We start from the raw sequence: 24,058 nt of genomic DNA on the forward strand, positions 1-24,058 counted from the left end.
ACAAGGAACCTGCATTACGGGCCGCTACGCACGCCTCGTAGTGTTCTGCCCTGTACGTGGAGCGGTGGAGACCCCAGGCTCGGCGGTCCCCACCTGCTGTGCGCCGGGACGCGCACCCGCGGGCGGCGCCGTCCGGCGCGGGGGCCAGCCGCCGGAGCAGGCAGCGATGAAGGAGCCTCACCGTGGCACGACCCGACGCAGCGCCGACCACCCGGGACCGCGCGGGACCGGGCCCAGGTCCCGGGTCCGGCGGTGGTGGCACCGGCCCCCGGCTGATGCGCCGCAAACCCGTCGAGCGGCTCATCGCCGAGGGCGGGCAGGGCGAGGGCGGACGGCTCAGGCGCTCCCTGGGCATGTGGCAGCTGACGATGATCAGCATCGGGGCCACGCTGGGCACGGGCATCTTCGTGGTCCTCGGCGAGGCGGTCCCCAAGGCCGGGCCCGCGGTGGTCATCTCCTTCGTGATCGCCGGGCTCACCGCGCTCTTCTCCGCACTGTCGTACGCGGAACTGGCGGGCACCATCCCGGTCTCCGGCTCCTCGTACTCCTACACCTACGCCACGATGGGCGAATTCATCGCCTGGCTCTGCGGCTGGTGCCTGATGCTGGAGTACGGCGTGTCCGTGGCGGCGGTCGCCGTCGGCTGGGGCCAGTACCTCAACGAGTTCCTGGACGGCACGATCGGGGTCACGATCCCCACCGCCCTGTCCGCGCCGCCCGGTGACGGCGGCATCATCAACATTCCCGCACTGCTCGTCGTGCTGCTGGCGATGGGCTTCCTGCTGGGCGGCGCCAAGGAGAGCGCCCGCGCGAACACGATCATGGTGGTCGTGAAGATCGCCTCCCTGATCCTGTTCTGCGCGGTGGCCGTGGCGGGCGTCAAGGCGGGCAACTACAAGCCGTTCATGCCGCTCGGCATGTCCGGCGTCAGCGCTGCCGGTGCCAGCCTCTTCTTCTCGTACATCGGCTTCGATGCCGCCTCCACCGCGGGCGAGGAGGCCCGCGACCCCAAACGCGACATGCCGCGCGCGATCATGCTCTCCCTGCTGATCGTCACCGCGCTGTACTGCCTCGTGGCCCTGATCGCGGTCGGCGCCATGCCCTGGCAGCACTTCCACAACGCGGACGCCGCCCTCGCCCAGATCATGCGTGACGTCACCGGTCAGAGTTTCTGGGCCGTGCTGCTCGCCGCAGGGGCCGTCGTCGCCATCGCCAGCGTGGTCCTGACCGTGCTCTACGGGCAGACCCGGATCCTGTTCTCGATGGCCCGTGACGGTCTGGTGCCCAAGGTGTTCGCGAAGGTCGGCCCGCGGAGCGGCACCCCCGTCGCCAACACGGTGATCGTCTCGCTGTTCTGCGGTGTCCTCGCCGCGGTCGTCCCGCTGGGCGAGCTGGCCAACGCCACCAGCATCGGCACGCTCTTCGCCTTCGCGCTGGTCAATGTGGCCGTCATCGTGCTCCGCCGGACCCGGCCCGACATGCCGCGGACCTTCAGGGTGGCCTTCTCGCCGGTGACTCCGGCCATCGGCTTCGCCCTGTGCGTGTGGATGATGACCAGCCTGGGCGCCCAGACCTGGGTGTGGTTCGGAATCTGGATGGCCGCCGGGCTCGTGCTGTACTTCGGCTACGGCATCCGCCGCTCCCAGCTCGCCCGCGAAGACGTGCCCGTCAGCTGAGCCACGTCCACCCGAGAAGAAGTGTGATCCACCCGCCGTGCGACTGAACGATCTCGACGAACGCATCGTCCACGCCCTCGCCGAGGACGCCCGCCGCTCCTACGCCGACATCGGCGCCCGGGTCGGCCTGTCGGCGCCCGCCGTCAAACGCAGAGTCGACCGGCTGCTGGCCTCCGGTGCCATCACCGGCTTCACCGTGCGGGTGGACCCCGCGGCGCTGGGCTGGGAGACCGAGGCGTTCGTCGAGATCCACTGCCGCCACAACACCTCCCCCGAGGACATCCGCCGCGGCATGTCCCGCTATCCGGAGGTGGCGTCCGCCTCGACCGTCACCGGCGAGGCGGACGCGGTGATCCAGATCTACGCCGAGGACGTACGCCACTTCGAACGGGTGCTGGAGCGCATCGCCGGCGAGCCGTTCGTCGAGCGCACCAAGTCGGTGCTCGTACTGTCGCCGCTCGTACGCCGGTTCACCTCGGGCTCGCCCGCGTAACGCCGCCGGCCACTGCGGCCCCTTCGAGCGCGAACGGGATGACAGATATTGAAATCTGTCAGTCGACATGCCATAGTCGTCTGCACCGACCCCTGTCAGCTTCCGTTCCGGCGAAGGAGCCCGCATGGCCACCACTCCCGTCCCCGCCCGCACCCTGGGCACCGCAGGTCCGCTGACCTCCGTACTCGGCCTCGGCTGCATGGGCATGTCCGCGCTGTACGGCACCGCCGACCGCGCCGAGTCGATCGCGACCATCCACGCCGCCCTGGACGCCGGGGTCACACTGCTCGACACCGGCGACTTCTACGGCATGGGCCACAACGAGCTGCTGATCGGCGAAGCCCTGCGCACCGCCCCCGCCGCCCGCCGCGAACAGGCCCTCACCAGCGTCAAGTTCGGCGCGCTGCGGACCGTCGAAGGAGGCTTCACCGGCTACGACGGCCGCCCGAACGCCGTCAAGAACTTCGCCGCGTACTCGCTCCAGCGGCTCGGCACCGACCACATCGACATCTACCGGATCGCCCGCGTCGATCCCGATGTGCCGATCGAGGAGACCGTCGGCGCCATCGCGGAGCTGATCGAAGCGGGCCATGTCCGGTACGCGGGCCTCTCCGAGGTGGGCGCCGGCACCATCCGCAGGGCGGCCGCCACCGCTCCGATCGCGGACCTCCAGATCGAGTACTCGCTGATCTCGCGCGGCATCGAGGCGGAGATCCTGCCGACCACGCGCGAACTGGGCATCGGCATCACCGCGTACGGAGTGCTCTCCCGCGGCCTGATCAGCGGCCACTTCACCCGGGACCGCGAGCTGGGCCCCGGCGACTTCCGGAGCATGAGCCCGCGCTTCCAGGGCGAGAACCTCCAGCACAACCTCGATCTGGTCGAGGCGCTGCGGAAGGTCGCCGACCAGAAGGGGGCCTCCGTCGCCCAGACCGCCATCGCCTGGGTCTCGGCACGCGGTGACGACATCGTCCCGCTGATCGGCGCCAGGACCCGCGACCGCCTGGCCGAGGCGCTCGGCTCCCTGGACGTCACCCTCGACGCGGCGGACATCGCCGCCATCGAGGACGCGGTCCCCGCCGGTTCCGCCGCGGGCGACCGCTACCCGACCGCCCAGATGGCCCACCTGGACAGCGAGCGCTGACCCCCCGGTACCGTCGGGGACGCTCCACCCCCCGCTCGCAGCGCGTCCTCCGAAAGGCAGCGCGGCACCGAAAGGCAGCGCAGACGCGATGACACCCGAAGCCCTGACACCCGAGCGCATCCTTGAGGCGACCGAGGATGTCCTGCGCCGGTACGGCCCGGCCAAGGCCACCGTTGTGGACGTGGCGCGAGCGCTCGGGGTCAGCCACGGCAGCGTCTACCGCCACTTCCGTACCAAGGCAGCGCTGCGCGAGGCCGTCACGGAGCGCTGGCTGCACCGGTCCGAGGACATGCTCGCCGCATACGCGGACGACCGGACGGGCTCCGCGACGGCCCGGCTGGAGAGCTGGCTGGAGCGGCTCTTCGCCGCGAAGCGCCACAAGGCGGGCGGCGACCCCGAGCTGTTCGCGACGTTCGGGGTGCTGACCGAGGAGCACAGCGGAGTCGTCGGCCGCCACATCGGGACCCTGGTCGGACAGCTCGCCCGGATCATCGAGGACGGCAGCGCGCAGGGCGAGTTCGCCGCCGCCGAAGCGGACTTCACGGCGGCGGCCCGCGCGGTCTTCGACGCCACGGTCCGCTTCCACGACCCCGTGTACGCGGCGGAGTGGGTCCTCCCGGGCATCGAGGCCGAATTCACCGCCGTCCGGAATCTGCTGCTGAGCGGGCTCCGGGCGCGCTGATCCGGGCGTGGCCGGCAGCCTTCACGAGGGAGGCCGCCGACCGCGGGGGCAGGGCCGGGCGGGAGCCGGCCGGGCCCGGTTACGCTGCCGGTATGGCCAGCCACAAGCCCGTACGGACGATCGACGCCCGAAGTCTGCGCGCCCTCGCGCACCCGCTGCGGATGCGCATCATGGAGTCACTGCGCCGCGACGGGCCCGCGACCTCCACCACGCTGGCCCAGGAGTTCGGCGAGAGCACCGGCACGGTGAGCTGGCATCTGCGACAGCTCGCCGAGCACCGCTTCATCGAGGAGGACGTGGAGCGGGGCACCAAGCGGGAACGCTGGTGGCGGGCGGTGGAGGACCGGCAGGTGCTGCACACCGCACAGTTGAGCCAGGAGGATCCCTCGGCGCGCGTCGCCGTGGACGCCTATGTCCAGGAGCTCATCCAGCTGTACTTCCAGCGGGCGTCCGCCTACGCCGCGCAGCAGTGGCCCGCCGAGTGGGAGAGCGCGGGCACCATCGCCAACTGGGACGATCTGCGGCTGACCCCGGCCCGGCTGCGGGAGCTGAACGACGAGCTGATGGCCGTGGTCGACAAGTACTACCCGGCGGCGGACGAACCGACGGTGCCGGGATCGCTTCCGGTCAGCGTCCAGCTCCAGTCCTTCGCCCGCCACGAGGGCCGGAGCTGACACCCGGCCCGTCCCCTCCGGCCGGAGCCGGCCCCTGGCTTCTCCGAAGACCTGGCCTGCTCCACGGACCTGGCATTTCCGCAGAGCCCGAATATTGCAGAGGACTCTCTGCAAACCCCTTTGCAGAGAGTCCTCTGCAAGATACCTTCATACTCATGCCGACTCCGGGTACGCCAGCGCGCTCCACCTCACGCAGCCTCCTGCTGCGCAACCGCGACTTCCGCCTCCTCTGGACGGGCTCGACCACCGGGAAGTACGGCGCGTCCGTCACCTCGGTCGCCCTGCCCCTGGTCGCGGTGACACTGCTGCACGCCTCCACCCTCCAAGTGGGCCTGCTCACCGCCGCGAGCTGGCTGCCCTGGCTGCTCATCGGGCTGCCGGCGGGCGCGTGGGTGGACCGGCTGCCGCGCCGCCCCGTCATGCTCACCGCCGACGCCGCCGCCCTGCTGCTCTTCGCCGGAATACCCGTCGCCGCCTGGCTGCACCTGCTCTCGATCGGCTACCTGCTGGCCACGGCGGTACTGGCAGGGACGGCCACCGTCTTCTTCCAGACCGCGTACACCGCACTGCTCCCCCACCTCGTCGCACCCGCGGACCAGGCGGAGGGCAACTCCAAGCTGCACGGCAGCGAGTCGGCTGCGCAGCTCGCCGGAAACGGTTCGGGCGGCTTCCTGGTGCAGGGGGTCGGCGCGGCGAACGGGCTGTTCGTGAACGCGGCGACGTTCGCGGTGTCGTTCCTCTGCGTCCTGCGCATCAAGCACCGTGAACCGCGCGGCCCTGCGACCGTGCGAGCGCGCGGAGCGCTGGGCCGGGAGATCCGTACGGGCCTGCGGCTGACCTTCGGTGACGCGTATCTGCGCGCCATGGCCATCGCGGGCGGCGCAACCAACCTGGCGCTGATGGCGTATCAGTCGATCCTGGTGGTCTTCCTGGTGCGCGAGGTCCATCTCTCGTCCGGGACCATCGGCGCGCTGATGACCGGGGGCGGAATCGGCGGCATCATCGGCTCCTTCGCCGCCCGCCGCGTCGCCGCCCGGATCGGCAGCGCCCGCGCCCTGATCCTGTTCGAGCTTGCGGTGCCCTCGCTCGCCCTCCTGATCCCGCTGACCACAGCCGGGTTCGGCCTGGTGCTCTTCGTGATCGGCTACACGTCGGTGTCCTTCGGCGTGATCGCGGGGAACATCCTCGCCTCGACCTTCCGTCAGCAGTACTGCCCCAAGGACATGCTCGGCCGGATCTCCGCGTCGGCCGCGTTCCTCAACTACGGCACCATTCCGCTGGGGGCGGTCCTCGGCGGCGCGCTGGGCGAGGCGCTGGGAACGCGCACCGCGCTGTGGATCACCATCGCCGCGCTGCCGGTCGCCGCGTCGCTCCTCTTCTTCTCGCCGATCCGCCGCGCCCGCGACCTGCCGACCGCGCCCCCGGCCGCCGGCCCGGCCGCCCGGCCGGAGACCGAGCCCGCCCGGTGAGTCCAGGCGACCGCGCGCCGGGGTGCGGCCAAATCCGGTTCTTCGGGGTCGATTTCCGGCCGCCGCATCGGAGACGGGGCCGAATGCCGACCATTACTTAGGTTAGGCTAACCTCTGTTGGGTGATCGCGACTGCACCCGGCCGAGAAGACACCCCCAGGCCCCGCCGTACCCCGGCAGACAGCAACGGACCGTCCACCGGGGACGCCGGACACTCCGGCGTCCCGTCCGGCCTCGCCGCCACCGGCATCACGGTCGCCTACGACGGCGTCGATGTCGTACACGAGGCGGACCTCCGACTGCCGCGAGGGTGGGTCACCGCGCTCATCGGCCCGAACGGCAGCGGAAAGTCGACCCTGTTGAGAGCAGTCGCCCGCCTCCACCGGGCCCGCGCGGGCCAGGTGGGCGTGGGCGGGGACGGTGCGGATTCCACCGACGCCCTCGCCCTCTCCCGTACCGAGTTCGCCCGGCGCGTCACCCTGCTCGCACAGAGCCGCGCCACCCCGGCCGGCCTCAGCGTCCGCGAGGTGGTCGGCTTCGGCCGGCACCCGTACCGCAGCCGGCTCGGAGGGGCCGATCCGGACGGCGCGCGGCTCGTCGAACACGCCCTGGCCGTCACCGACGTCGCCGGACTCGCCGACCGCGGCGTCGAGAGCCTCTCCGGCGGGCAGCTCCAACGCGTCTGGTTCGCCTGCTGTCTGGCACAGGACACCGAGGTGCTGCTCCTCGACGAACCGACGACCTACCTCGACCTCCGCTACCAGGTGGAGATCCTGGACCTCGTCCGGGAGCTCGCCGACACGCACGGCGTGACCATCGGTGTCGTCCTGCACGATCTGGACCAGGCCGCCGCCGTGGCGGACCAGGTCGTCCTGCTCTCGTCGGGCCGCGTCGCGGCCGCCGGGACACCGGCCCAGGTGTACGACTCCCAACTGCTCACCGACACCTACGGCATCCGTATCGAGGTCGAATCCGACCCTTCCACGGGCACCCCCCGCACCCGCGCGGTGGGAAGACACCACCTCCGGCTCGAAAGGCCCTGAAACACCTCATGACGACCAAGCACTGGGCATGGCCCCTGATCGCGGTGACCGCCGCGCTCACCCTCGTCGGCTGCGGCACGTCCGAGGCTCCGGCGAAGGAGTCCGCATCGGCCGCGAAGCTGACGCTCACGGACTCACGCGGCAAGAAGGTGACACTCGACGGACCCGCCAGGCGCGTCGTCGGCACCGAGTGGAACGTCATCGAATCGCTCGTCAGCCTGGGGGTCGCCCCGGTCGGCGCCGCCGACGTCAAGGGCTACCAGGCGTACGACACCGCTGCGCCGCTGCCCAGCGGCGTCAAGGACATAGGCACCCGCGGCGAGCCCAGCGTGGACACGGTCGCCGCACTCGAACCGGACCTCATCGTCGCGACGGACGACCTGTCGGCCTCGGCCGTGAAGCAGCTCTCCAAGGTGGCCCCTCTCCTCGTGGTGCGGTCCGCGGACGCCGGCCGGCAGATCGACCGGATGACCGACAACGTCAGCCTCATCGCCAGGGCCACCGGGACCGAGGACAGGGCCAGGACCGAGATCGCCGCCTTCCGCCGGAAGATCGCCGCCGGCCGGAAGGAGCTCTCCGCCGCCGGCCTAGGAGGTGAGAAGGCCGCCTTCGCCGACGGGTGGAAGGAGGGGAGCCAGGTCTCGGTGCGCCCCTACGTGAAGGGCTCACTGCTCGCCGACATCAACACCGAACTCGGCCTGGCCAGCCCCTGGACCATGAAGGGCGACAAGGGGTACGGCCTGGCGGCGACGGATGTGGAGGGCCTCACGAAGATCGGCGACGCCCGGTTCCTCTACATCACCAACACCGTTGACGGTGCGGACCCGTTCGCCGACGGGCTCAAGGACAACGCGGTCTGGAAGTCGCTGCCCTTCGTCAAGAAGGGCAACGTCCACCGGCTCCCTGACGGCATCTGGATGTTCGGTGGTACGGCGTCGATGACGCAGTACATCGACGCCGTTGTGCACGCGCTGACCACGTGACCGTGAGCACCCCCACGACAGAGGCCGCGCGCACTCCGTCGGCCGCCGTGGCGGAGGAACCACTCCCCGCCGCGGCCGGCCGGCCCGCGCACCGCGGCGCTCTCGCCCTTCTCGCGCTCGGGACACTCCTCGCGCTGCTCGCCCTCGCGGTCGTGCACATCGGGCAGGGCACGGCGGCCGTCGGACCGCACGCGCTCTGGCGCGCCTTCACCACCCTGTGGACAGGCGACGACGGGCCGGGCCAGGCGGACGCCGTCCTCGTGGCCTCGCGGCTGCCGCGGCTCGCCGCCGGTCTCGTCGTCGGCTGCACGCTGGGCGCGGCCGGAGCCGTCCTGCAGTCGGTGTCGCGCAACGTGCTGGCCTCGCCCGACACACTCGCCGTGAACGCCGGCGCCTACCTGGCGGTCGTCGCCGTCGCCGCGTTCGGCATCGCCCTGCCCGCCTTCCCGGCCGGTGCCACGGCGCTCGTCGGCGGACTGCTCGCGGCGGGCATCGTGCTGGGCCTCGCCCGCGCCGGGGCGGGCTCCACCCGGCTCGTCCTGGCAGGCTCGGCCCTCACGCTCGGGCTCAGCGGGCTGAGCCAGATGCTTCTCCTGCTGCGCGCCCAGCAGACCACCGGGCTCTACGCCTGGGGCAACGGCTCCCTCGCGCAGATCGGGATGCAGACGATCGCACCGCTCACCCCCGTCGCCCTCGTGGCGCTGGCCGGTCTCGTCGCCCTGGGCAGGCGGCTCGACATCCTCGGGCTCGGTGACGACGAGGCCCAGGTGATCGGTGTCGATCCCCGCCTCACGCGGGCCGTCGCCGTGGTGCTCGCCGTGGTCCTCTCCGCGGTCTCCGTCACCGTCGCCGGGCCCATCGGCTTCGTCGGACTGTGCGCGCCCGCGACCGTGCGGCTGATCGGTGCCCGCCTGCCGGCGCTGCTGCGCCACCGGGTGTTCATCCCCGCGTCGGCACTGGCCGGCGTCCTGGTGGTGCTCGGCGCCGATGTCCTGCTGCGTGCCCTCTTCGGCGGCCAGGCGGGCGCGACCGTACCGACCGGCATCGTGACCAGCTTCTCCGGTGCGGTGGTCCTCGTCCTCCTGGCCCACCGGTCCAGGGAGAGCGGCTCCAGCGGCCCCGACGCGGCCTTCGCCCGGCTGCGCAGCCGGCGGGCTTTCGCCGTCACACTCTCGGCGGTGACCGCCGCCCTCGCCGTGGCGGTCGTCGCGTCGGCCCTCCTCGGTGACACCACCCTGCTCATCGGCGACGTGGGCAACTGGCTCACCGGCCGGTCCGGCCGGCTCGTCACCTACGTCCTCGACACCCGAACGCCGCGCATCGCCGCCGCGCTGCTCGCCGGGGCCGCGCTCGCGACGGCGGGCACGGTGGTGCAGGCGGTTTCGCGCAACCCCCTCGCCGAGCCGGGCATCCTCGGAGTGGTCGGCGGGGCCGGGGTCGGCGCCGTCATCACCGTGACGGCCGTCCCGCTGGCGAGCTTCTGGCTGATCGGCGGATCCGCGCTCGCCGGGGCCGCTGCGGCCACCGCGCTGGTCTTCGGACTCGCGGCACGGCACGGGCTGGAGCAGAACCGGCTGGTGCTGATCGGTGTCGGCGTCTCCGCCGGGGCGGCGGCGCTGGTCAGTCTGCTGATCGTGCTGACCGATCCGCACAACGGCACGAAGGCCCTGGTGTGGCTCTCCGGCTCGACGTACGGGCGTACGGTCCCGGAGGTCCTCCCGGTGCTCGCCGCGCTCGTCGTATGCCTGCCCGTCCTCGCCGTGATGCGACGCGAGCTCGACGTCATCGGCCTGGACGGCGACACCCCGAGACTGCTGGGGATCCGCCTCGCCCCCACGCGACTGGCCCTGCTCTGTGTCTCCGTCGTGCTCACCGCGGCCGCGGTCGCCGCGGTCGGTGTGATCGGCTTCGTCGGACTCGTGGCACCGCACGCGGCCCGCGCCCTGGTCGGCCGGCGCCACACGCGGGTACTCCCGGTGGCGGCGCTGATGGGCGCGCTGCTGGTGGTGGCCGCGGACATGATCGGCCGGACCGTCATCGCGCCCGCCCAGATCCCCGTGGGGGTCGTCACCGCGGTCATCGGCGCCCCGTACTTCGGGTGGCTGCTCTGGCGGGCAAGGGCAGACGGTTAGCCGGAGAAAGCGGCCGGGCCGGGCGGGAGCCATGGCCCGGCCCGGCCCGCAGGCCGGCGGCCGGGCTCGGCGGGCCGGGCATCAGGCGGGGGCGGATCCCGCGGCCGGTCCCGTGCCCGGCTCCCAGGTCTCGGGCGACCACACGCCGGAGCGGCGCAGCGATGCCGGGCAGTGGCGGAAGATCTCCTCGATCTCGACGACCAGCGCGAGTTCCGGGCGCCGCCCCCTGACCGTCATCGCGTCGAAGAAGGGGGCGTCCCTGAACAGGCGGGCACGGCCGTTGACGCGCAGCACGTCCATCACCCCGGGTATCAGGTAGAGCAGCCCCACATGCGGGTTGGACAGGACGTTGTGGAAGCTGTCGCCCCGCCGGTTGCCCGGACGGTCGGGCAGCGCGAGCGTGCGGTCGTCGAGTACGCGGGTGAAACCGGGAGCGTCACCGCGCGGGGAGACATCGCAGTTGCCGCCTGCGTCGGAGGTGGACAGGGCACAGAGGGGAGAACGCGCCAGCAGGTCCAGATCGTCCTCGGTGAGCCGGTCGTGCACCTTGTCGATGACGATGGGGTGGGGCACGCCGAGGATGCCGCGCAGCTCACCGGCCGACCCCACGGGCACCGCACCGGCGAGCGGACCGGGGGCGGCGGAGCCGGGAGCCGGAGGGACGGCGAGCGGGGGCGCGACGTTCGACAAGGGGTACTCCATACCGTGAGAGGCTGCCCCCAGCGGGACACTGACCAGGCATTATTAGGGTTACCTTACTTGCATTCCGCGGGCGCTCCCCGGTCGGGGCGGCAGATCGCGGCAGCTCTGTGCGCCGGGCGCCCCCAGCCCCCGTAAATCCGCGCGCCGGCCACCGCGCCTGCGTGATATTCACCCGTACATGGACGAACTCGTGACGCCGACCACGGGAACACGGCGTCCCACCGCGTGATGACCTCGGCGGGCATGCGGCCGGCCGGGCAGGACGAGCGGGTGAAGTACTACGAGACGGCCTGGCCCGGTCCGGCAGCCCGGCCGCAGGCCGCCCCTGACGCCTGACACCTGACACCTGACACCAGGGGAATCCCCAGCCGTCGCCCCGCGCCGGCACCGCCGCGCTCCCGCACATCCGGTTCAGGAATCGAGGACCGCGAACGCCTCGCGGAGCAGAGCGTTGATCGCGCCGGGCACGGGCTGGTCGTCGCCCAGGTCGCTGTGCGCGACCACCGCGCTGCGGACGGCGCCGACCGCGGCCCGCGCGAGGACCGAGCAGCGCAGGGAGAGGGCGGAACCGTCAGCGCCGCCCGCGGGCTCGCCCAGACGCTCCGCCAGAGCGGTGGCGACGCCGCTCTCGAAGTCGAACAGGACCGTGAGCGCCGGGCGGGAAGGTCCGGGTGCGAAGCGGGCGGGGGGCCCGCTGAAGAGGAGCACCAGCCCGGTCCCGGGGCGTTTCCCGCCGAGCGCGAGCAGTGCGTTCAGCACGACGGTCAGCGGTGGTTCCCCGGCGGGCCTGGCGAGGATCTCGTCGCGCAGGGGTGGCAGCAGGTCGGCGATCTCGCCGAAGACGAGGTCTTCCTTGGAGGGGAAGTACCGGAAGAAGGTGCGCTCGGTGACGCCCGCGGCGGCGGCGATGTCCCGGACGGTCGTCCCCGCGAAGCCGTTCTCCTCGAACATGCGCAGCGCGGCCCGCTGAAGTGCCAGCCGGGTAGCCGCCTTCTTCTGCTCGCGCAGCCCGGGCCCCTGGGGCTCAGTCGTCGTCACGGTGAGCGATTGTGGCATGCGGGACAGGAACTGTCATGTGTGACAGTTCCGCCGCACGAGACGGCGCGAGCACTAGAAAAAGTCAGGACTGACACTTTACGGTGGCGAGCGTCCCGGTCACCCCCGTGAGGAGTCGCGCATGCCGAGCACCGAGCCCGCCGGCGGGCCTCCCGGGACCGGCCGGGCAGGCCCGCCCCCGCCCGCCCGGCCGGGCCGCGCGGTCCGGGCCGGGTATCTGGCCGCCGGGCTGGTGATGGCGGGGATGTGGTGGCGCGGCGCCGGATTCCCGGCCTGGGAGCACGCGCTGCGGGTGCTCGTGGTCATCCTGGTGGTCCCGCCGCTCGTCCATCTCGTACGCCGCAGGCGGGAGCGGCGGACCGGCAGCACGCCGTCCCGCCACGTGCCGCTGCGGCGCCTGGTGGCACTGAAGGTGGCTCTCGTCGGGGCCGCGCTGTGCTCCGACTGGCTGCTCGGGCTCCGGCTGCAGGAGCCCGCCCCGATCACCGCCATCGGCCTCCTGTCGGCCGTCGCCCTGGGCGGCCCGGCCTTCCACCAGCGGCAGTCGGGCGCGGCTCCCCGCGCCTCCCCGGCCGGCGCCCCGACCGGCCCGCCCCCCGTACGGAAAGAAGTGTGAGCACCTGTGACCACGTACAGCACCGACCGTCTCGCCTGGGACGACGACCAGGACTTCGCCGATGCCGACCGCGGCTTCCTGGGACGACTGGACCCTTGTGTCGTCCGGGATGCGGAGGGACGGCTGATCTGGGACAACGACGCCTACGCCTTCCTGGAGCAGGGCGGGGAAGCGCCGCCGACGGTCCATCCGTCCCTGTGGCGCCAGGGCAGGCTGACGGCGAAACAGGGTCTGTACGAGGTGGTGCCCGGTATCTACCAGGTGCGCGGGCTCGACCTGTCCAACATCACCTTCGTCGAGGGCGAGCGGGGCGTCGTGGTCATCGACCCGCTCATCAGCCAGGAGGTCGCATCCGCCGCACTCGGGCTCTACCGCGAACACCGGGGGGAGCGGCCGGTGACGGCCGTGCTCTACACCCACTCGCACGTCGACCACTTCGGCGGCGTACACGGTGTGGTGGACGCGGCCGACGTGGCGTCCGGCGCGGTGCCGGTGCTGGCGCCCGTGGGATTCATGGAACACGCCGCGAGCGAGAACGTGTTCACCGGTCCGGCGATGAGCCGCCGAGCCGGCTACATGTACGGCGCCGCCCTCGCCAAGGGACCCGGGGGGCAGGTCGGCTGCGGCCTCGGCATGACGACGTCCCTGGGCACGGTGGGGCTGATCGCGCCGACCGTCGACATCACCAGGACCGGACAGGAGGAGACCGTCGACGGCGTCCGTATGGTCTTCCAGCTCACCCCGGGCACCGAGGCCCCCTCGGAGATGAACTTCCACTTCCCCGACCTGCGGACGCTGTGCGTCGCCGAGAACGCCTGCCACACCCTGCACAACGTGCTCACCCTGCGGGGCGCGCTCGTCCGCGACCCCAGCGCCTGGGCGGGCTATCTGACCGAGACCCTGCGGCTGTTCGCCGGTGAGTCCGACACCGTCTTCGCCTCCCACCACTGGCCGACCTGGGGCCAGGAGCGGGCCGTCCGCTTCCTGGAAGAGCAGCGGGACACGTACGCCTACCTGCACGACCAGTCCGTACGGCTCATCAACGCCGGCCGCACAGGGGCCGAGATCGCCGAGGAGCTCCGTCTGCCGGAGGCGCTGGACCGCGCCTGGCACGCCCGCGGCTACTACGGCACGCTCAGCCACAACGCCAAGGCCGTCTACCAGCGGTACATGGGGTGGTTCGACGGCAACCCCGCCCACCTGTGGACCCACCCGCCCGTCGAGGCCGCGGGCCGGTACGTGGAGTTCATGGGCGGGGCCGATGCCGTACTCGCCAAGGCCAGGAAGTCCTACGCGGAGGGCGACCTGCGCTGGGTCGCCGAGGTCGTCAGCCATGTGCTGTTCGCGGAACCGGGGAACGCCGAGGCCCGCTCCCTGCAGGCGGACACCTTCGAACGTCTGGGCCACGGCGCCGAATCGGGCCCCTGGCGCAACTTCTACCTGATGGGCGCGGCGGAACTCCGTGGCGGCATCATCCCGACGCCCACCCGCAGCGCCCCCGACATCCTCGCCGCACTGAGCGCGGGGCAGGTCTTCCGGTCCATGGCGGTACGGATCAACGGTCCTCGCGCCGCCGCGGCCGGACGGCTGCTGCTGCGCTGGGAGTTCACCGACACGGGCGAGACCTGGACGCTGCTGCTGTCGAACGGCGCCCTGACCGCCCTGCCGGGCGACGCCCCGCGCGGCGAACGGCCGCACGCCACCTTGCGGCTGGCGCGCACCACCCTGAACACCGTGCTCGGCGGACGGACCACCTTCGCCGACGAGACAGCCGCCGGTGCCGTGACCCTCGAAGGGGACGCCATGGCCCTCGCGAACTTCGGCACGCTGCTGGACGCCCCGGACCCGGACTTCCCCCTGGTCACCCCCGGCAGCCCGGCCCGACCGTCAGCACGCTGACCGGCCCGGCGCGACCACAGGACCATCATGCGGCGCTGCTCCCGGCCTCCCGGCCGTCCGGCGACGTACGGACCACCACGCGGGTGCCCGGCCTGATCGGCCGGTGTCCCGGCTGACCAGCGGCGGGGCATCCGCCAATGCCGAGGGCCCCGCCCCCGCCGAAGCGGGACCGGGGCCCTCGGTCATACAGGTGTCGCGCCGGGTCAGCAGCCCAGCAGACGGCCGCCGAGGTACGACTGGATCTGGTCCAGCGAGACCCGCTCCTGCTTCATCGTGTCGCGCTCGCGGACCGTCACGGCGTTGTCGTCGAGCGTGTCGAAGTCGACCGTGACACAGAACGGCGTACCGATCTCGTCCTGACGGCGGTAGCGGCGGCCGATGGCGCCCGCATCGTCGAACTCGATGTTCCAGTTGCGGCGCAGGTCGGTCGCCAGGCCCTTGGCCTTCGGCGAGAGCTGCGGGTTGCGGGAGAGCGGCAGGACGGCGACCTTGACCGGCGCGAGGCGCGGGTCGAGGCGCATCACGGTGCGCTTCTCCATGACGCCCTTGGCGTTGGGCGCCTCGTCCTCGATGTACGCGTCGAGCATGAAGGCCAGCATCGCCCGGCCGACGCCCGCCGCGGGCTCGATGACGTACGGCGTCCAGCGCTCGCCCTTCTCCTGGTCGAAGTAGGAGAGGTCGGTGCCCGATGCCTTGGAGTGGGCGCCCAGGTCGTAGTCGGTGCGGTTGGCGACGCCTTCGAGCTCGCCCCACTCACTGCCGCCGAAGCGGAAGCGGTACTCGATGTCGGCGGTGCGCTTCGAGTAGTGGGAGAGCTTCTCCTTGGGGTGCTCGTACCAGCGCATGTTCTCCTCGCGCATACCGAGGTCGCGGTACCAGTTCCAGCGCTGCTCCATCCAGTATTCCTGCCACTGCTCGTCCTCGCCCGGCTTGACGAAGAACTCCATCTCCATCTGCTCGAACTCGCGGGTGCGGAAGATGAAGTTGCCCGGAGTGATCTCGTTCCGGAAGGACTTGCCCATCTGCGCGATGCCGAACGGCGGCTTCTTGCGCGAAGTCTGCTGCACCTGGCCGAAGTTGGTGAAGATGCCCTGGGCCGTCTCGGGGCGCAGGTAGGCGACGGAGCCGCTGTCCTGCGTCGGGCCGAGGTGGGTGGAGAGCAGGCCCGAGAAGTTCTTCGGCTCGGTGAACGTGCCCTTGTTGCCGCAGTTGGGGCAGTTCAGGTCGGCCAGGCCGTTCGCGGGGGCGTGGCCGTGCTTCTCCTCGTACGCCTCCTCCAGGTGGTCCGCGCGGAACCGCTTGTGGCAGGAGGTGCATTCGGTCAGCGGGTCGGAGAAGGTCGCGACGTGGCCGGACGCCTCCCAGGTCTCGGAGGCCAGGATGACCGACGAGTCGAGACCGACCACGTCCTCGCGCGCGGTGACCATGTAACGCCACCACTGGCGCTTGAGGTTCTCCTTCAGCTCGACACCCAGCGGCCCGTAGTCCCAGGCGGCACGCTGACCACCGTAGATCTCACTGGAGGGGTAGACGAAGCCACGGCGCTTGCTCAGGCTGACGATGGTGTCGATCTTGTCGGCGGCCACGGTGCTCTCTTCATTACGACGATTGCGAACAGCGGAATGCCTCAGGTTACCGGCGGCTGCACCCCCCGGATCAAATCGGTTCCCGGTTCCTGCCGGGATCGGGCGGAGATGCCCCCCGTACCCCCCTCCCGCCGGAGCCCTCCGGAGCGCTTGTTGACAATCGTTTCCACTTTTGTTGAAAATGACTGTCATGAACGTACGACGCCTCATACCCGCCACAGCCGTCTCCGCAGCGGTCGCCGCCGCCCTGGTCGCCCTCTCCGCCTGCTCCGGCTCCGCCACCGCGGACCACAAGGACGGCAAGCTGCACGTCGTGGCGTCGTTCTATCCGCTCCAGTACCTGACCCAGGAGATAGGCGGCGACCATGTCTCCGTCACCAACCTGACGAAGCCCGGTGTCGAGCCGCACGATCTCGAACTCAGCCCGAAGCAGACCGTCGCCCTCTCCGGCGAGGACGCGATCATCTACCTCAAGGGCCTCCAGCCCGCCGTGGACGAGGCGATCAAGCAGTCCGGTGTGAAGCACGTCGCGGACGCCGCCGCGATGACCACGCTCGAAAAGCACGGCACCGAGGTCGACGGCCACCACCACACGACCGGTGACAACGCCTCCCACTCGCAGAGCGAAGCGGGACTCGACCCGCACATCTGGCTCGACCCGGTGCGCTACGCCCAGGTGGCCAGGGGGGTGGACAGGACACTCGCCGCAGCTGACCCGGCGCACAAGGCCGACTACCGCAGGAACACCGACGCCCTGGTCAAGAAGCTCGACGCGCTCGACAGGCAGTACGCGGACGGGCTGAAGGACCGCACGTCCGACACCTTCGTCACGACACACGCCGCCTTCGGCTACCTCGCCGAGCGGTACGGCCTCACCGAGGAGGCCATCAGCGGGATCGACCCGGAGAGCGAGCCCAGCGTCTCGCGCATGAAGGACCTGCACAGCCTGGCCGCGAAGCACCACGTCTCCACGGTCTTCTTCGAGACCATCGCGAACCCGGACACCGCCAGGACCCTCGCAGGCGACCTGCACGTCAGGACCGGCGTGCTGGACCCCCTGGAGGGGATCACGGACAAGTCCAGGGGCCGCGACTACCTCCAGGTCATGCAGTCCAACCTCACCGCGCTCCAGAAGGCGCTCGGCGCGAGGTGACCACTCCCCGCACAGGCCCGTACCCATCTGCGACCACACCGGAGGCCCGCGCCATGGACATGGAACACGAACCCGTCATCTCGGTGCGCGGCGCCACCGCCGCGCTCGGCGCCCGCCCCGTGCTGCGCGGCATCGATCTGCGCGTGGGCAGGGGCGAGGTCGTCGCCCTGCTCGGCGCCAACGGTTCCGGCAAGTCGACCGCCGTACGCGCGGTGATCGGACAGGTCCCCCTCACCGGCGGCTCGATCGAGCTCTTCGGCACCCCGCTGGGCCGGTTCAGGCAGTGGGCGCGCATCGGATACGTGCCGCAGCGCACCACAGCGGCGGGCGGGGTGCCCGCGACGGTGCGCGAGATCGTCTCGTCCGGCCGCCTCGCCCGTACGAAGCTGCGGTGGCCGTCGAAGGCCGACCGGGCGGCCGTCTCGCGCGCCATCGACCTGGTGGGGCTCGGCGACCGTGCGGGCGACTCCGTGGGCGCGCTCTCCGGTGGTCAGCACCAGCGGGTGCTGATCGCCAGGGCGCTGGCCTCCGAGCCCGAACTGCTGATCATGGACGAGCCGATGGCCGGGGTCGACCTGGCCAGCCAGGAGATCCTCGCCTCGACCCTGCGCGAGCAGGTCGCGGCGCGGACGACGGTGCTGCTGGTCCTGCACGAGCTGGGGCCCCTGGAGCCGCTGATCGACCGCGCCGTCGTCCTGCGGGACGGCTGTGTCACCCACGACGGCCCCCCGCCCGAGGCCCTGGGCCAGCACGCCCTGCCCGGCCACGACCACGTACATCCGCATGCGGCGGCCGAGCCGGCCAGGACAGGACTGCTGAGCTGATCATGGAACTTCTCCAGAGCCCCCTGATGCAGCGGGCCTTGCTCGCCGCGGTCCTGGTCGGCATCACCGCCCCCGCCATCGGTATCTACCTCGTCCAGCGCCGCCAGGCCCTGATGGGCGACGGAATCGGCCACATCGCAATGACCGGGGTCGGCCTCGGCTTCCTGCTCGACTCCAGCCCTGTCTGGATGGCGACGCTGGTCTCGGTCGTCGGCGCCGTGTCGATGGAGCTGATCCGCAGTTACGGCCGCATGCGCGGCGACGTCGCGCTGGCGATGCTCTTCTACGGCGGCATGTCGGGCGGGGTGCTGCTGATCAACCTCTCCCCCACCGGCTCGAACGCCAATCTCTCGTCGTACCTCTTCGGCTCGCTCGCCACGGTCTCGCAGAGCGACGTCACCGCCATCTGTGTCCTGGCCGCTTTCGTGATCCTGGTGACGCTCGGGCTGCGCAGGCAGCTCTTCGCGGTCAGCCAGGACGAGGAGTTCGCCCGGGTCACGGGGCTGCCGGTACGGGCGCTGAACCTGCTCATCGCGGTCACCGCGGCCGTCACCGTCACCGTCGCCATGCGGGTGGTGGGGCTGCTCCTGGTGAGCGCGCTGATGGTGGTTCCGGTGGCGGCGGCGCAGCAGCTGACGAAGTCGTTCGCTGTCACCTTCACGCTGGCCGTGGTGATCGGCACGGCGGTGACGCTGTCCGGCACCATCACGTCCTACTACCAGGACGTCCCGCCGGGAGCGACAATTGTCCTGCTGGCCATCGCGGTCTTCGTCGCGCTGACCGCACTCGCCGCCCCCCTGGCGAAACGGCGTGCACGCGCCGCGGAGGCGACCGGGGCCGAGTGCGGCGCCGGGGTCCCGGCGGCGCGGCGGCCGGCGGAATCCGCCAGGACCTGACGGAGCTGGCACAATGGCCCGACACACGGGCGGGCGACGGCGAGGAGGCACCTGTGGCTGCGGGAGCACCAGTACGAGGCCGGTCGACCCGGCAGCGGGCCGCGGTGGCTGCGGCGCTCGACGAGGTGGACGAGTTCCGCAGTGCCCAGGAGCTGCACGACGTGCTCAAGCACCGGGGCGACTCGGTCGGCCTGACCACCGTCTACCGGACGCTCCAGTCGCTGGCCGAAGCGGGCGAGGTCGATGTGCTGCGCACCGGCGACGGCGAGTCGGTCTACCGGCGCTGCTCCACCGGTGAGCACCACCACCATCTGGTCTGCCGCACCTGCGGCAAGGCCGTCGAGGTGGAGGGGCCCGCGGTGGAGAAGTGGGCGGAGTCGATCGCGGTGCAGCACGGATATGTGAACGTGGCGCACACGGTCGAGGTCTTCGGGACCTGCGCGGAGTGCGCGGGACCGGCCGCGGAGAGCTGAACCGGCCCGGGGGCGCGCCCCCGGGCCGCTCTCGGCGCTTCCCGGGGCTCAGGCGGTCGTCGTCTCCTCGATCGCTCCACCGAACCGGCGGTCCCGCTGGGCGAATTCGAGGCAGGCACGCCACAGGTCACGGCGGTCGAAGTCCGGCCAGAGGACGTCCTGGAAGACCATCTCGGCGTACGCACTCTGCCAGATCAGGTAGTTGGACGTGCGCTGCTCGCCGCTGGGACGCAGGAAGAGATCCACGTCCGGCATGTCCGGGTAGTACATGTACTTCGCGAAGGTCTTCTCATTGACCTTCGCCGGGTCCAGCTTGCCGGCCGCCACATCACGGGCGATGGCCTGCGCCGCGTCGGCGATCTCCGCGCGCCCGCCGTAGTTGACGCAGAAGTACAGCGTCATCCGGTCGTTGTCCTTGGTCTGCTCCTGCGCGACCTGGAGCTCCTCGACGACCGACTTCCACAGCTTGGGCATCCGGCCGACCCAGCGGATCCGGATCCCGAGCTCGTCCATCTCGTCCCGGCGCCGCCGGATGACATCGCGGTTGAAGTTCATCAGGAACCGCACCTCGTCGGGCGAGCGCTTCCAGTTCTCGGTCGAGAAGGCGTACAGCGAGAGGTTCTTGACACCCATCTCGATGCAGCCGTTGAGAACTTCGAGCACGGTGGCCTCGCCGACCTTGTGGCCCTCGGTGCGCGGCAGCCCGCGGTCCTTGGCCCAGCGGCCGTTGCCGTCCATGACGATCGCCACGTGGTCGGGCACCAGTTCGCCGGGGATCTTCGGCGGGCGGGCGCCCGACGAGTGCAGTTCGGGGGTCTTGTACTCGTGCTTGTGACGCCCCAGAATCCCGCGTCGTGCCATGTGCTCGTCTCCCTCTCACTACTTCTCTACGTACCGCAACGAGCGCAGCCCGCGCTCCAAGTGCCAGTGCAGATAGGCCGATACCAGCCCGCTGCCCTCCCTGACGTGCCGCGGCTCGGCCGCGTCGGCCGTCGTCCAGTCCCCCGTCAGCAGTGCGCTGAGCAGCCCGACGGCCTCCGCAGAGGGTACGACGCTGCCCGGCACCCGGCAGTCGCCGCACACCACACCGCCGCCCGCCACGGAGAAGAACCGGTTCGGTCCCTCCAGCCCGCACTTCGCGCAGTCGTCGAAGCTGGGCGCGTAGCCGTTGACCGCGAGCGAGCGCAGCAGGAACGCGTCGAGGATCAGATGCGGGGCGTGCTCACCGCGGGCGAGGGTACGCAGCCCGCCCACGAGCAGCAGATACTGCTGGACGGACGGCTCACCCTCGTTGTCGGTGAAGCGTTCCGCCGTCTCCAGCATGGCCGTGCCCGCCGTGTAGCGGGCGTAGTCACTGACGATCCCGCCGCCGTACGGAGCGATGGTCTCACTCTGGGTGCACAGGGGGAGCCCGCGCCCGATCAGTTCGCTGCCGCGCGCGAAGAACTGCACATCGACATGGGAGAACGGTTCGAGCCGTGCCCCGAATTTGGACTTCGTACGCCGTACACCCCGGGCGACGGCGCGCACCCGCCCGTGGCCCCGGGTCAGCAGCGTGATGATGCGGTCGGCCTCACCCAGCTTCTGAGTCCGCAGGACGACGCCGTCGTCACGGAAAAGACTCATGGCGCCCATTGTCCCGCACGCGGCGGGTCCGGTTCGCAGGGAGCCCCGGATCACGGGGCGGGCGCCCGGGGGCTCTCCCGCGTTCAGCCCCGCGGGGTACCGGACCCGATCACCCGGGCGGTGTGGGCGGCCAGCTGCGCCCGCAGCTGCTCACGCCCCGTCCGCTCCTCGCCGACGAGGTGTTCCACGAGGTCGGCGCGGGTGGCGGCCAGCAACGCGTGCGCGGTGTAACCGGGGTCGGCGAGGCCGGGGATACCCTCCAGCGCGTCACGGAGCAGACCGTGCCACCACGCGTAGTGCTCCGCCCGGTAGGGGCCGGAGTCGCCGGCCACACCCTCCAGGGCGAGCGCGAGGTGACGGTTGTCGAGTTTGAAGCAGAGCATGGCGTCGAGCAGGGCCGGCACGCGCAGCAGCGGCGGAGCCGCGGGGCCCAGAGGTGACGGGCCCTCCCCGGCCGCGCTCCTGACCGGGGCGAGCCGCGCCTCGTACAGCGCGCGGATCAGGCCGGTCCGGTCACCGAAGGCACGGAAGAGCGTCGCCTTGCCCACGCCGGCCGCCGCCGCGATGTCGGCCATCGTGACGGCCTCGGGGCTCTCGCAGCGAGCGAAGAGATCATCGGCAGCGGCGAAGACGGCCGCACGGTTGCGGGCCGCGTCCTTGCGTGGTTTGCGCTCGGACATGCGATACCTCCAGTTGCAAAGCGGACCCTGGGTCCGTATCGTCCATTGAAACGGACCCAGGGTCCGTATCTTACGGGACGGAGCACCCATGACCACGGACACGGCACCGGCGGACCTGTACCGCCACGGCCTGCGACTGCTGCTGGAGAAGGACATCGACGGCTGGGTGGACCTCTGGGACGAGAACGGCGTCCTCGAGTTCCCGTTCGCACCCGACGGCTGGCCCGAGCGGCTGGAGGGCAAGGCGGCGGTCGCCGGCTACCTGCGCGACTACCCCGGCCACATCGACCTCCACGACTTCCCCTCCGTCGAGATCCACCGGACCACCGCCCCGCGGACCATCGTGGTCGAGATGCGCGGGGTGGGGCGGCTGGTGCGGACCGGCAATCCCTTCGACATGACCTATATCGCCGTGGTGACCTTCGACAACGGGCTCATCACCCACTACCGCGACTACTGGAACCCGCTCACCGTCCTGCGGGACGCGTCGGCCGACTTCACCGGGAGCAACTGATGGCCGCTTCGGGCACCACCCTCGTCATCGGCGCGACCGGCACCACCGGCAGCCGTGTCACCGCCGGGCTCGTGGCGGGGGGCCACCGGGTCAGGGCGGCCGGCCGCCGCGCCCCCGCCGTGGACGGCGCCGAGGCCGTCCGCTTCGACTGGGAGGATCCGTCGACGTTCGGCGAAGCCCTGGCAGGCACCGACCGGGTCTACCTGGTCCCCCCGCCGGGCGCGCCGGAGCCGGAAGCCGTGATGGTGCCCTTCCTGCGGCAGGCCCGTGCGGCGGGCGTGCGCCGCGCGGTGCTGCTCAGCTCATCCGCGATCCCCGCCGGCGGCCCGGCCGCCGGGCAGGTGCACCGGGCCCTGCCCGGACTGTTCGGCGAATGGGCCGTGCTGCGGCCCTCCTGGTTCATGCAGAACTTCACCGGCGGGCACCACCACGCACGGACCATCCGGGACCGCGGGACCATCGAGACCGCAACGGGTGACGGCCGCGTCGCGTTCGTGGACGCGGACGACATCGCCGCCGTCGCCGTACACGCGCTGACCGACGCGGAGGCACCGGACACCGACCTGGTCATCACCGGTCCCGAGGCGCTGGACCACGGGGAGGTCGCCGCGCTCCTCACGGAGATCACCGGCCGGACCGTCACTCACCGCCGACTGAGCCACGACCAGGTGCGGGAACGGCTGGCCGCCTCCATGCCCGCCGGTTTCGCCGCACTGCTCGCCGGCCTGGACCTCGCCATCGCCGGCGGAGCCGAGGACCGCACCACCGACACCGTCCAGCGGCTCACCGGCCGCCCGCCCCGCGACTTCCGCACGTTCGCGGAGCACGAGATCACCTGACGCGGGTGCGGTCGCGGCCCCGGGAGGCTGCCGCCCCGGGGGAGGCACCCGCCCGGCGGGCAATCGCTCAGGAGGGCGTCCGCGCCGCTGCCGTCAGCAGCCGGGCCGTGTCCTCGGTGCAGAGCTGGAGTGCACCGCCGACCGTCGCGAGCACATCGCGCTCCGCCGGGCTGTACGGGCCGTCCGCGAGGGCGATCCGGGCGCCCTGGAGCAGGATCGACTCCCGGCCCACCGGGGCGAGGTGCGGCGCCAGCGGCTGGAGCGATTCGTGCAGCTCGATGGTGAGCGCGGCCCCGCACGGCTCTGCGTCCGTGACGAAGCGGCCGGTGTCCGCGGCGAGCGCGTCGACCAGGGCGGTCAGTTGCTCCTCGGTGCACTCGTCGAAGCCGGCGGCCCGGACGGTGGAGACAGCCGTCTCGACCACCGCGTGCGACCTGGTACCGCCCGCGGTGAGCACCGCCAGCGTCACCGTGTGGACGGCGTCACGGAGCATCGCCGAGAAGCGGGTGGTGGTGGGGCGGTCCAGTGTGTCGGTGGAGAACTGCGTCCGGCACGCGGCGCATTCGACCACCGGGCCGGTGCTGCCGCGCGAGAGGAGCGGCAGGCCGAGCACGGTGAGGCGGCGGTGGCCGGTCAGCCGGCGGTAGTTGCGGTCTCCGCCGCAGCCGGCACAGAAGAACTCGCCGTCGCCGACCGTGTCCCAGGAGGTGCGGACGGACCAGATGATCGACTTCTTGCCGCTTCGTCCACGGACCGACAGCACGGCTCACCTCCGTAACACCGGCAACGCTCCGTTGCGCTGCGCTCCACCACGCCCGCGCCCCCCGGTTGTTCCGGAGGACACGGGGCCGTCATGTGGACGTGATGTTAGCCACATCGATGATGCGACGTCAGCACCC

24 protein-coding genes and 1 pseudogene are annotated in these 24,058 nt (G+C 71.6%); 18 read left to right on the forward strand and 7 right to left on the reverse strand.

Going from position 1 to position 24,058, the window contains the following annotated elements:
* Positions 1 to 182: 182 nt before the first annotated feature.
* From OG917_RS10985 to OG917_RS11025, 9 genes are all read left to right on the forward strand, one after another.
* Complete coding sequence (locus OG917_RS10985) at positions 183 to 1,676, forward strand: amino acid permease (protein ID WP_328317388.1); 1,494 nt, start codon at positions 183 to 185, stop codon at positions 1,674 to 1,676.
* Between the two features lie 37 nt (positions 1,677 to 1,713).
* On the forward strand, positions 1,714 to 2,169 hold the full coding sequence (locus OG917_RS10990) for an Lrp/AsnC family transcriptional regulator (RefSeq protein WP_328317389.1): 456 nt from the start codon (positions 1,714 to 1,716) through the stop codon (positions 2,167 to 2,169).
* Positions 2,170 to 2,293: 124 nt separating this feature from the next.
* Positions 2,294 to 3,313: an aldo/keto reductase gene (locus OG917_RS10995; protein WP_328317390.1), complete on the forward strand. Its 1,020-nt coding sequence runs from the start codon at positions 2,294 to 2,296 to the stop codon at positions 3,311 to 3,313.
* A gap of 88 nt (positions 3,314 to 3,401) precedes the next feature.
* Positions 3,402 to 3,995 (forward strand): TetR/AcrR family transcriptional regulator, encoded by a 594-nt coding sequence (locus tag OG917_RS11000; protein WP_328317391.1) that lies wholly within the window; start codon positions 3,402 to 3,404, stop codon positions 3,993 to 3,995.
* A gap of 92 nt (positions 3,996 to 4,087) precedes the next feature.
* On the forward strand, positions 4,088 to 4,669 hold the full coding sequence (locus OG917_RS11005; protein ID WP_328317393.1) for an ArsR/SmtB family transcription factor: 582 nt from the start codon (positions 4,088 to 4,090) through the stop codon (positions 4,667 to 4,669).
* Between the two features lie 155 nt (positions 4,670 to 4,824).
* Positions 4,825 to 6,138, forward strand: a complete 1,314-nt coding sequence (locus tag OG917_RS11010) for an MFS transporter (RefSeq protein WP_328317394.1) — start codon at positions 4,825 to 4,827, stop codon at positions 6,136 to 6,138.
* Positions 6,139 to 6,385: 247 nt separating this feature from the next.
* Positions 6,386 to 7,180 (forward strand): ABC transporter ATP-binding protein, encoded by a 795-nt coding sequence (locus tag OG917_RS11015; RefSeq protein ID WP_328321800.1) that lies wholly within the window; start codon positions 6,386 to 6,388, stop codon positions 7,178 to 7,180.
* Between the two features lie 8 nt (positions 7,181 to 7,188).
* On the forward strand, positions 7,189 to 8,163 hold the full coding sequence (locus tag OG917_RS11020) for an iron-siderophore ABC transporter substrate-binding protein (RefSeq protein ID WP_328317395.1): 975 nt from the start codon (positions 7,189 to 7,191) through the stop codon (positions 8,161 to 8,163).
* Positions 8,164 to 8,165: 2 nt separating this feature from the next.
* A complete protein-coding gene (locus OG917_RS11025; protein ID WP_443058939.1) occupies positions 8,166 to 10,295 on the forward strand; it encodes an iron ABC transporter permease in 2,130 nt (709 codons plus the stop codon).
* Positions 10,296 to 10,376: 81 nt separating this feature from the next.
* Here OG917_RS11025 and OG917_RS11030 read toward each other — a convergent pair whose 3' ends face one another.
* Positions 10,377 to 10,997 (reverse strand): MSMEG_1061 family FMN-dependent PPOX-type flavoprotein, encoded by a 621-nt coding sequence (locus OG917_RS11030; RefSeq protein WP_328317396.1) that lies wholly within the window; start codon positions 10,995 to 10,997, stop codon positions 10,377 to 10,379.
* Between the two features lie 192 nt (positions 10,998 to 11,189).
* Between OG917_RS11030 and OG917_RS11035 the strand changes: the two are divergent.
* Positions 11,190 to 11,333, forward strand: a pseudogene (locus tag OG917_RS11035) (GNAT family N-acetyltransferase); the annotation flags it as partial.
* A 75-nt stretch (positions 11,334 to 11,408) separates the two neighbouring features.
* Here OG917_RS11035 and OG917_RS11040 read toward each other — a convergent pair.
* On the reverse strand, positions 11,409 to 12,035 hold the full coding sequence (locus tag OG917_RS11040; RefSeq protein WP_328317397.1) for a TetR family transcriptional regulator: 627 nt from the start codon (positions 12,033 to 12,035) through the stop codon (positions 11,409 to 11,411).
* A gap of 139 nt (positions 12,036 to 12,174) precedes the next feature.
* Here OG917_RS11040 and OG917_RS11045 point away from each other — a divergent pair, with 139 nt between their 5' ends.
* Positions 12,175 to 12,669, forward strand: a complete 495-nt coding sequence (locus OG917_RS11045; protein WP_328317398.1) for a hypothetical protein — start codon at positions 12,175 to 12,177, stop codon at positions 12,667 to 12,669.
* A gap of 6 nt (positions 12,670 to 12,675) precedes the next feature.
* Positions 12,676 to 14,568, forward strand: a complete 1,893-nt coding sequence (locus tag OG917_RS11050; protein ID WP_328317399.1) for an alkyl/aryl-sulfatase — start codon at positions 12,676 to 12,678, stop codon at positions 14,566 to 14,568.
* A gap of 203 nt (positions 14,569 to 14,771) precedes the next feature.
* Here OG917_RS11050 and OG917_RS11055 read toward each other — a convergent pair whose 3' ends face one another.
* The gene (locus OG917_RS11055; RefSeq protein WP_328317400.1) at positions 14,772 to 16,154 is read right to left on the reverse strand and encodes a glycine--tRNA ligase; all 1,383 of its coding nucleotides are present in this window, start codon (positions 16,152 to 16,154) and stop codon (positions 14,772 to 14,774) included.
* Between the two features lie 190 nt (positions 16,155 to 16,344).
* Here OG917_RS11055 and OG917_RS11060 point away from each other — a divergent pair, with 190 nt between their 5' ends.
* The 4 genes from OG917_RS11060 to OG917_RS11075 are packed head-to-tail and all read left to right on the forward strand — an operon-like array spanning position 16,345 to position 19,500.
* Entirely contained in the window at positions 16,345 to 17,307 is a 963-nt protein-coding gene (locus tag OG917_RS11060) for a metal ABC transporter substrate-binding protein (RefSeq protein WP_328317401.1), read from the forward strand.
* 53 nt (positions 17,308 to 17,360) lie between these two features.
* Complete coding sequence (locus OG917_RS11065; protein ID WP_443058940.1) at positions 17,361 to 18,131, forward strand: metal ABC transporter ATP-binding protein; 771 nt, start codon at positions 17,361 to 17,363, stop codon at positions 18,129 to 18,131.
* Positions 18,132 to 18,133: 2 nt separating this feature from the next.
* Complete coding sequence (locus OG917_RS11070) at positions 18,134 to 19,027, forward strand: metal ABC transporter permease (protein ID WP_443058941.1); 894 nt, start codon at positions 18,134 to 18,136, stop codon at positions 19,025 to 19,027.
* 53 nt (positions 19,028 to 19,080) lie between these two features.
* Positions 19,081 to 19,500, forward strand: a complete 420-nt coding sequence (locus OG917_RS11075; protein WP_328317403.1) for a Fur family transcriptional regulator — start codon at positions 19,081 to 19,083, stop codon at positions 19,498 to 19,500.
* A gap of 48 nt (positions 19,501 to 19,548) precedes the next feature.
* Here the strand turns inward: OG917_RS11075 and OG917_RS11080 are convergent, their stop codons facing one another.
* From OG917_RS11080 to OG917_RS11090, 3 genes are all read right to left on the reverse strand, one after another.
* Positions 19,549 to 20,361, reverse strand: coding sequence for an isoprenyl transferase (locus tag OG917_RS11080; protein ID WP_328317404.1), 813 nt, complete (start codon positions 20,359 to 20,361; stop codon positions 19,549 to 19,551).
* Between the two features lie 18 nt (positions 20,362 to 20,379).
* On the reverse strand, positions 20,380 to 21,126 hold the full coding sequence (recO, locus tag OG917_RS11085; protein ID WP_328317405.1) for a DNA repair protein RecO: 747 nt from the start codon (positions 21,124 to 21,126) through the stop codon (positions 20,380 to 20,382).
* Between the two features lie 83 nt (positions 21,127 to 21,209).
* Positions 21,210 to 21,806, reverse strand: coding sequence for a TetR/AcrR family transcriptional regulator (locus tag OG917_RS11090; RefSeq protein WP_328317406.1), 597 nt, complete (start codon positions 21,804 to 21,806; stop codon positions 21,210 to 21,212).
* 88 nt (positions 21,807 to 21,894) lie between these two features.
* On the opposite strand from OG917_RS11090, the gene OG917_RS11095 reads away from it, so the two are divergent.
* Together OG917_RS11095 and OG917_RS11100 are read left to right on the forward strand one after the other, a co-directional pair.
* Positions 21,895 to 22,320, forward strand: a complete 426-nt coding sequence (locus tag OG917_RS11095) for a nuclear transport factor 2 family protein (protein ID WP_328317407.1) — start codon at positions 21,895 to 21,897, stop codon at positions 22,318 to 22,320.
* Positions 22,320 to 23,159 carry an NAD(P)H-binding protein gene (locus OG917_RS11100; RefSeq protein WP_328317408.1) on the forward strand — a complete coding sequence of 280 codons (840 nt, stop codon included), beginning with the start codon at positions 22,320 to 22,322 and terminating at the stop codon, positions 23,157 to 23,159. The genes OG917_RS11095 and OG917_RS11100 overlap by 1 nt, the downstream gene beginning before the upstream one ends.
* 67 nt (positions 23,160 to 23,226) lie before the next feature.
* Here OG917_RS11100 and OG917_RS11105 read toward each other — a convergent pair whose 3' ends face one another.
* Positions 23,227 to 23,922, reverse strand: a complete 696-nt coding sequence (locus OG917_RS11105; protein WP_443058942.1) for a TerB family tellurite resistance protein — start codon at positions 23,920 to 23,922, stop codon at positions 23,227 to 23,229.
* Between the last annotated feature and the right edge of the window lie 136 nt (positions 23,923 to 24,058).

The sequence above is a fragment of the Streptomyces sp. NBC_00388 genome, from assembly GCF_036061255.1.
Lineage (GTDB): Bacteria > Actinomycetota > Actinomycetes > Streptomycetales > Streptomycetaceae > Streptomyces.

Excerpts from the sequence above, each read along its gene's own strand:
- OG917_RS10995 (WP_328317390.1), top strand. The coding sequence starts at position 2,294 with ATGGCCACCACTCCCGTCCCCGCCCGCACCCTGGGCACCGCAGGTCCG.
- OG917_RS11000 (WP_328317391.1), top strand. The coding sequence starts at position 3,402 with ATGACACCCGAAGCCCTGACACCCGAGCGCATCCTTGAGGCGACCGAG.
- OG917_RS11005 (WP_328317393.1), top strand. The coding sequence starts at position 4,088 with ATGGCCAGCCACAAGCCCGTACGGACGATCGACGCCCGAAGTCTGCGC.
- OG917_RS11010 (WP_328317394.1), top strand. The coding sequence starts at position 4,825 with ATGCCGACTCCGGGTACGCCAGCGCGCTCCACCTCACGCAGCCTCCTG.
- OG917_RS11020 (WP_328317395.1), top strand. The coding sequence starts at position 7,189 with ATGACGACCAAGCACTGGGCATGGCCCCTGATCGCGGTGACCGCCGCG.
- OG917_RS11030 (WP_328317396.1), bottom strand. The coding sequence starts at position 10,997 with ATGGAGTACCCCTTGTCGAACGTCGCGCCCCCGCTCGCCGTCCCTCCG.
- OG917_RS11045 (WP_328317398.1), top strand. The coding sequence starts at position 12,175 with ATGCCGAGCACCGAGCCCGCCGGCGGGCCTCCCGGGACCGGCCGGGCA.
- OG917_RS11060 (WP_328317401.1), top strand. The coding sequence starts at position 16,345 with ATGAACGTACGACGCCTCATACCCGCCACAGCCGTCTCCGCAGCGGTC.
- OG917_RS11065 (WP_443058940.1), top strand. The coding sequence starts at position 17,361 with ATGGACATGGAACACGAACCCGTCATCTCGGTGCGCGGCGCCACCGCC.
- OG917_RS11070 (WP_443058941.1), top strand. The coding sequence starts at position 18,134 with ATGGAACTTCTCCAGAGCCCCCTGATGCAGCGGGCCTTGCTCGCCGCG.
- OG917_RS11080 (WP_328317404.1), bottom strand. The coding sequence starts at position 20,361 with ATGGCACGACGCGGGATTCTGGGGCGTCACAAGCACGAGTACAAGACC.
- recO (WP_328317405.1), bottom strand. The coding sequence starts at position 21,126 with ATGAGTCTTTTCCGTGACGACGGCGTCGTCCTGCGGACTCAGAAGCTG.
- OG917_RS11090 (WP_328317406.1), bottom strand. The coding sequence starts at position 21,806 with ATGTCCGAGCGCAAACCACGCAAGGACGCGGCCCGCAACCGTGCGGCC.
- OG917_RS11095 (WP_328317407.1), top strand. The coding sequence starts at position 21,895 with ATGACCACGGACACGGCACCGGCGGACCTGTACCGCCACGGCCTGCGA.
- OG917_RS11100 (WP_328317408.1), top strand. The coding sequence starts at position 22,320 with ATGGCCGCTTCGGGCACCACCCTCGTCATCGGCGCGACCGGCACCACC.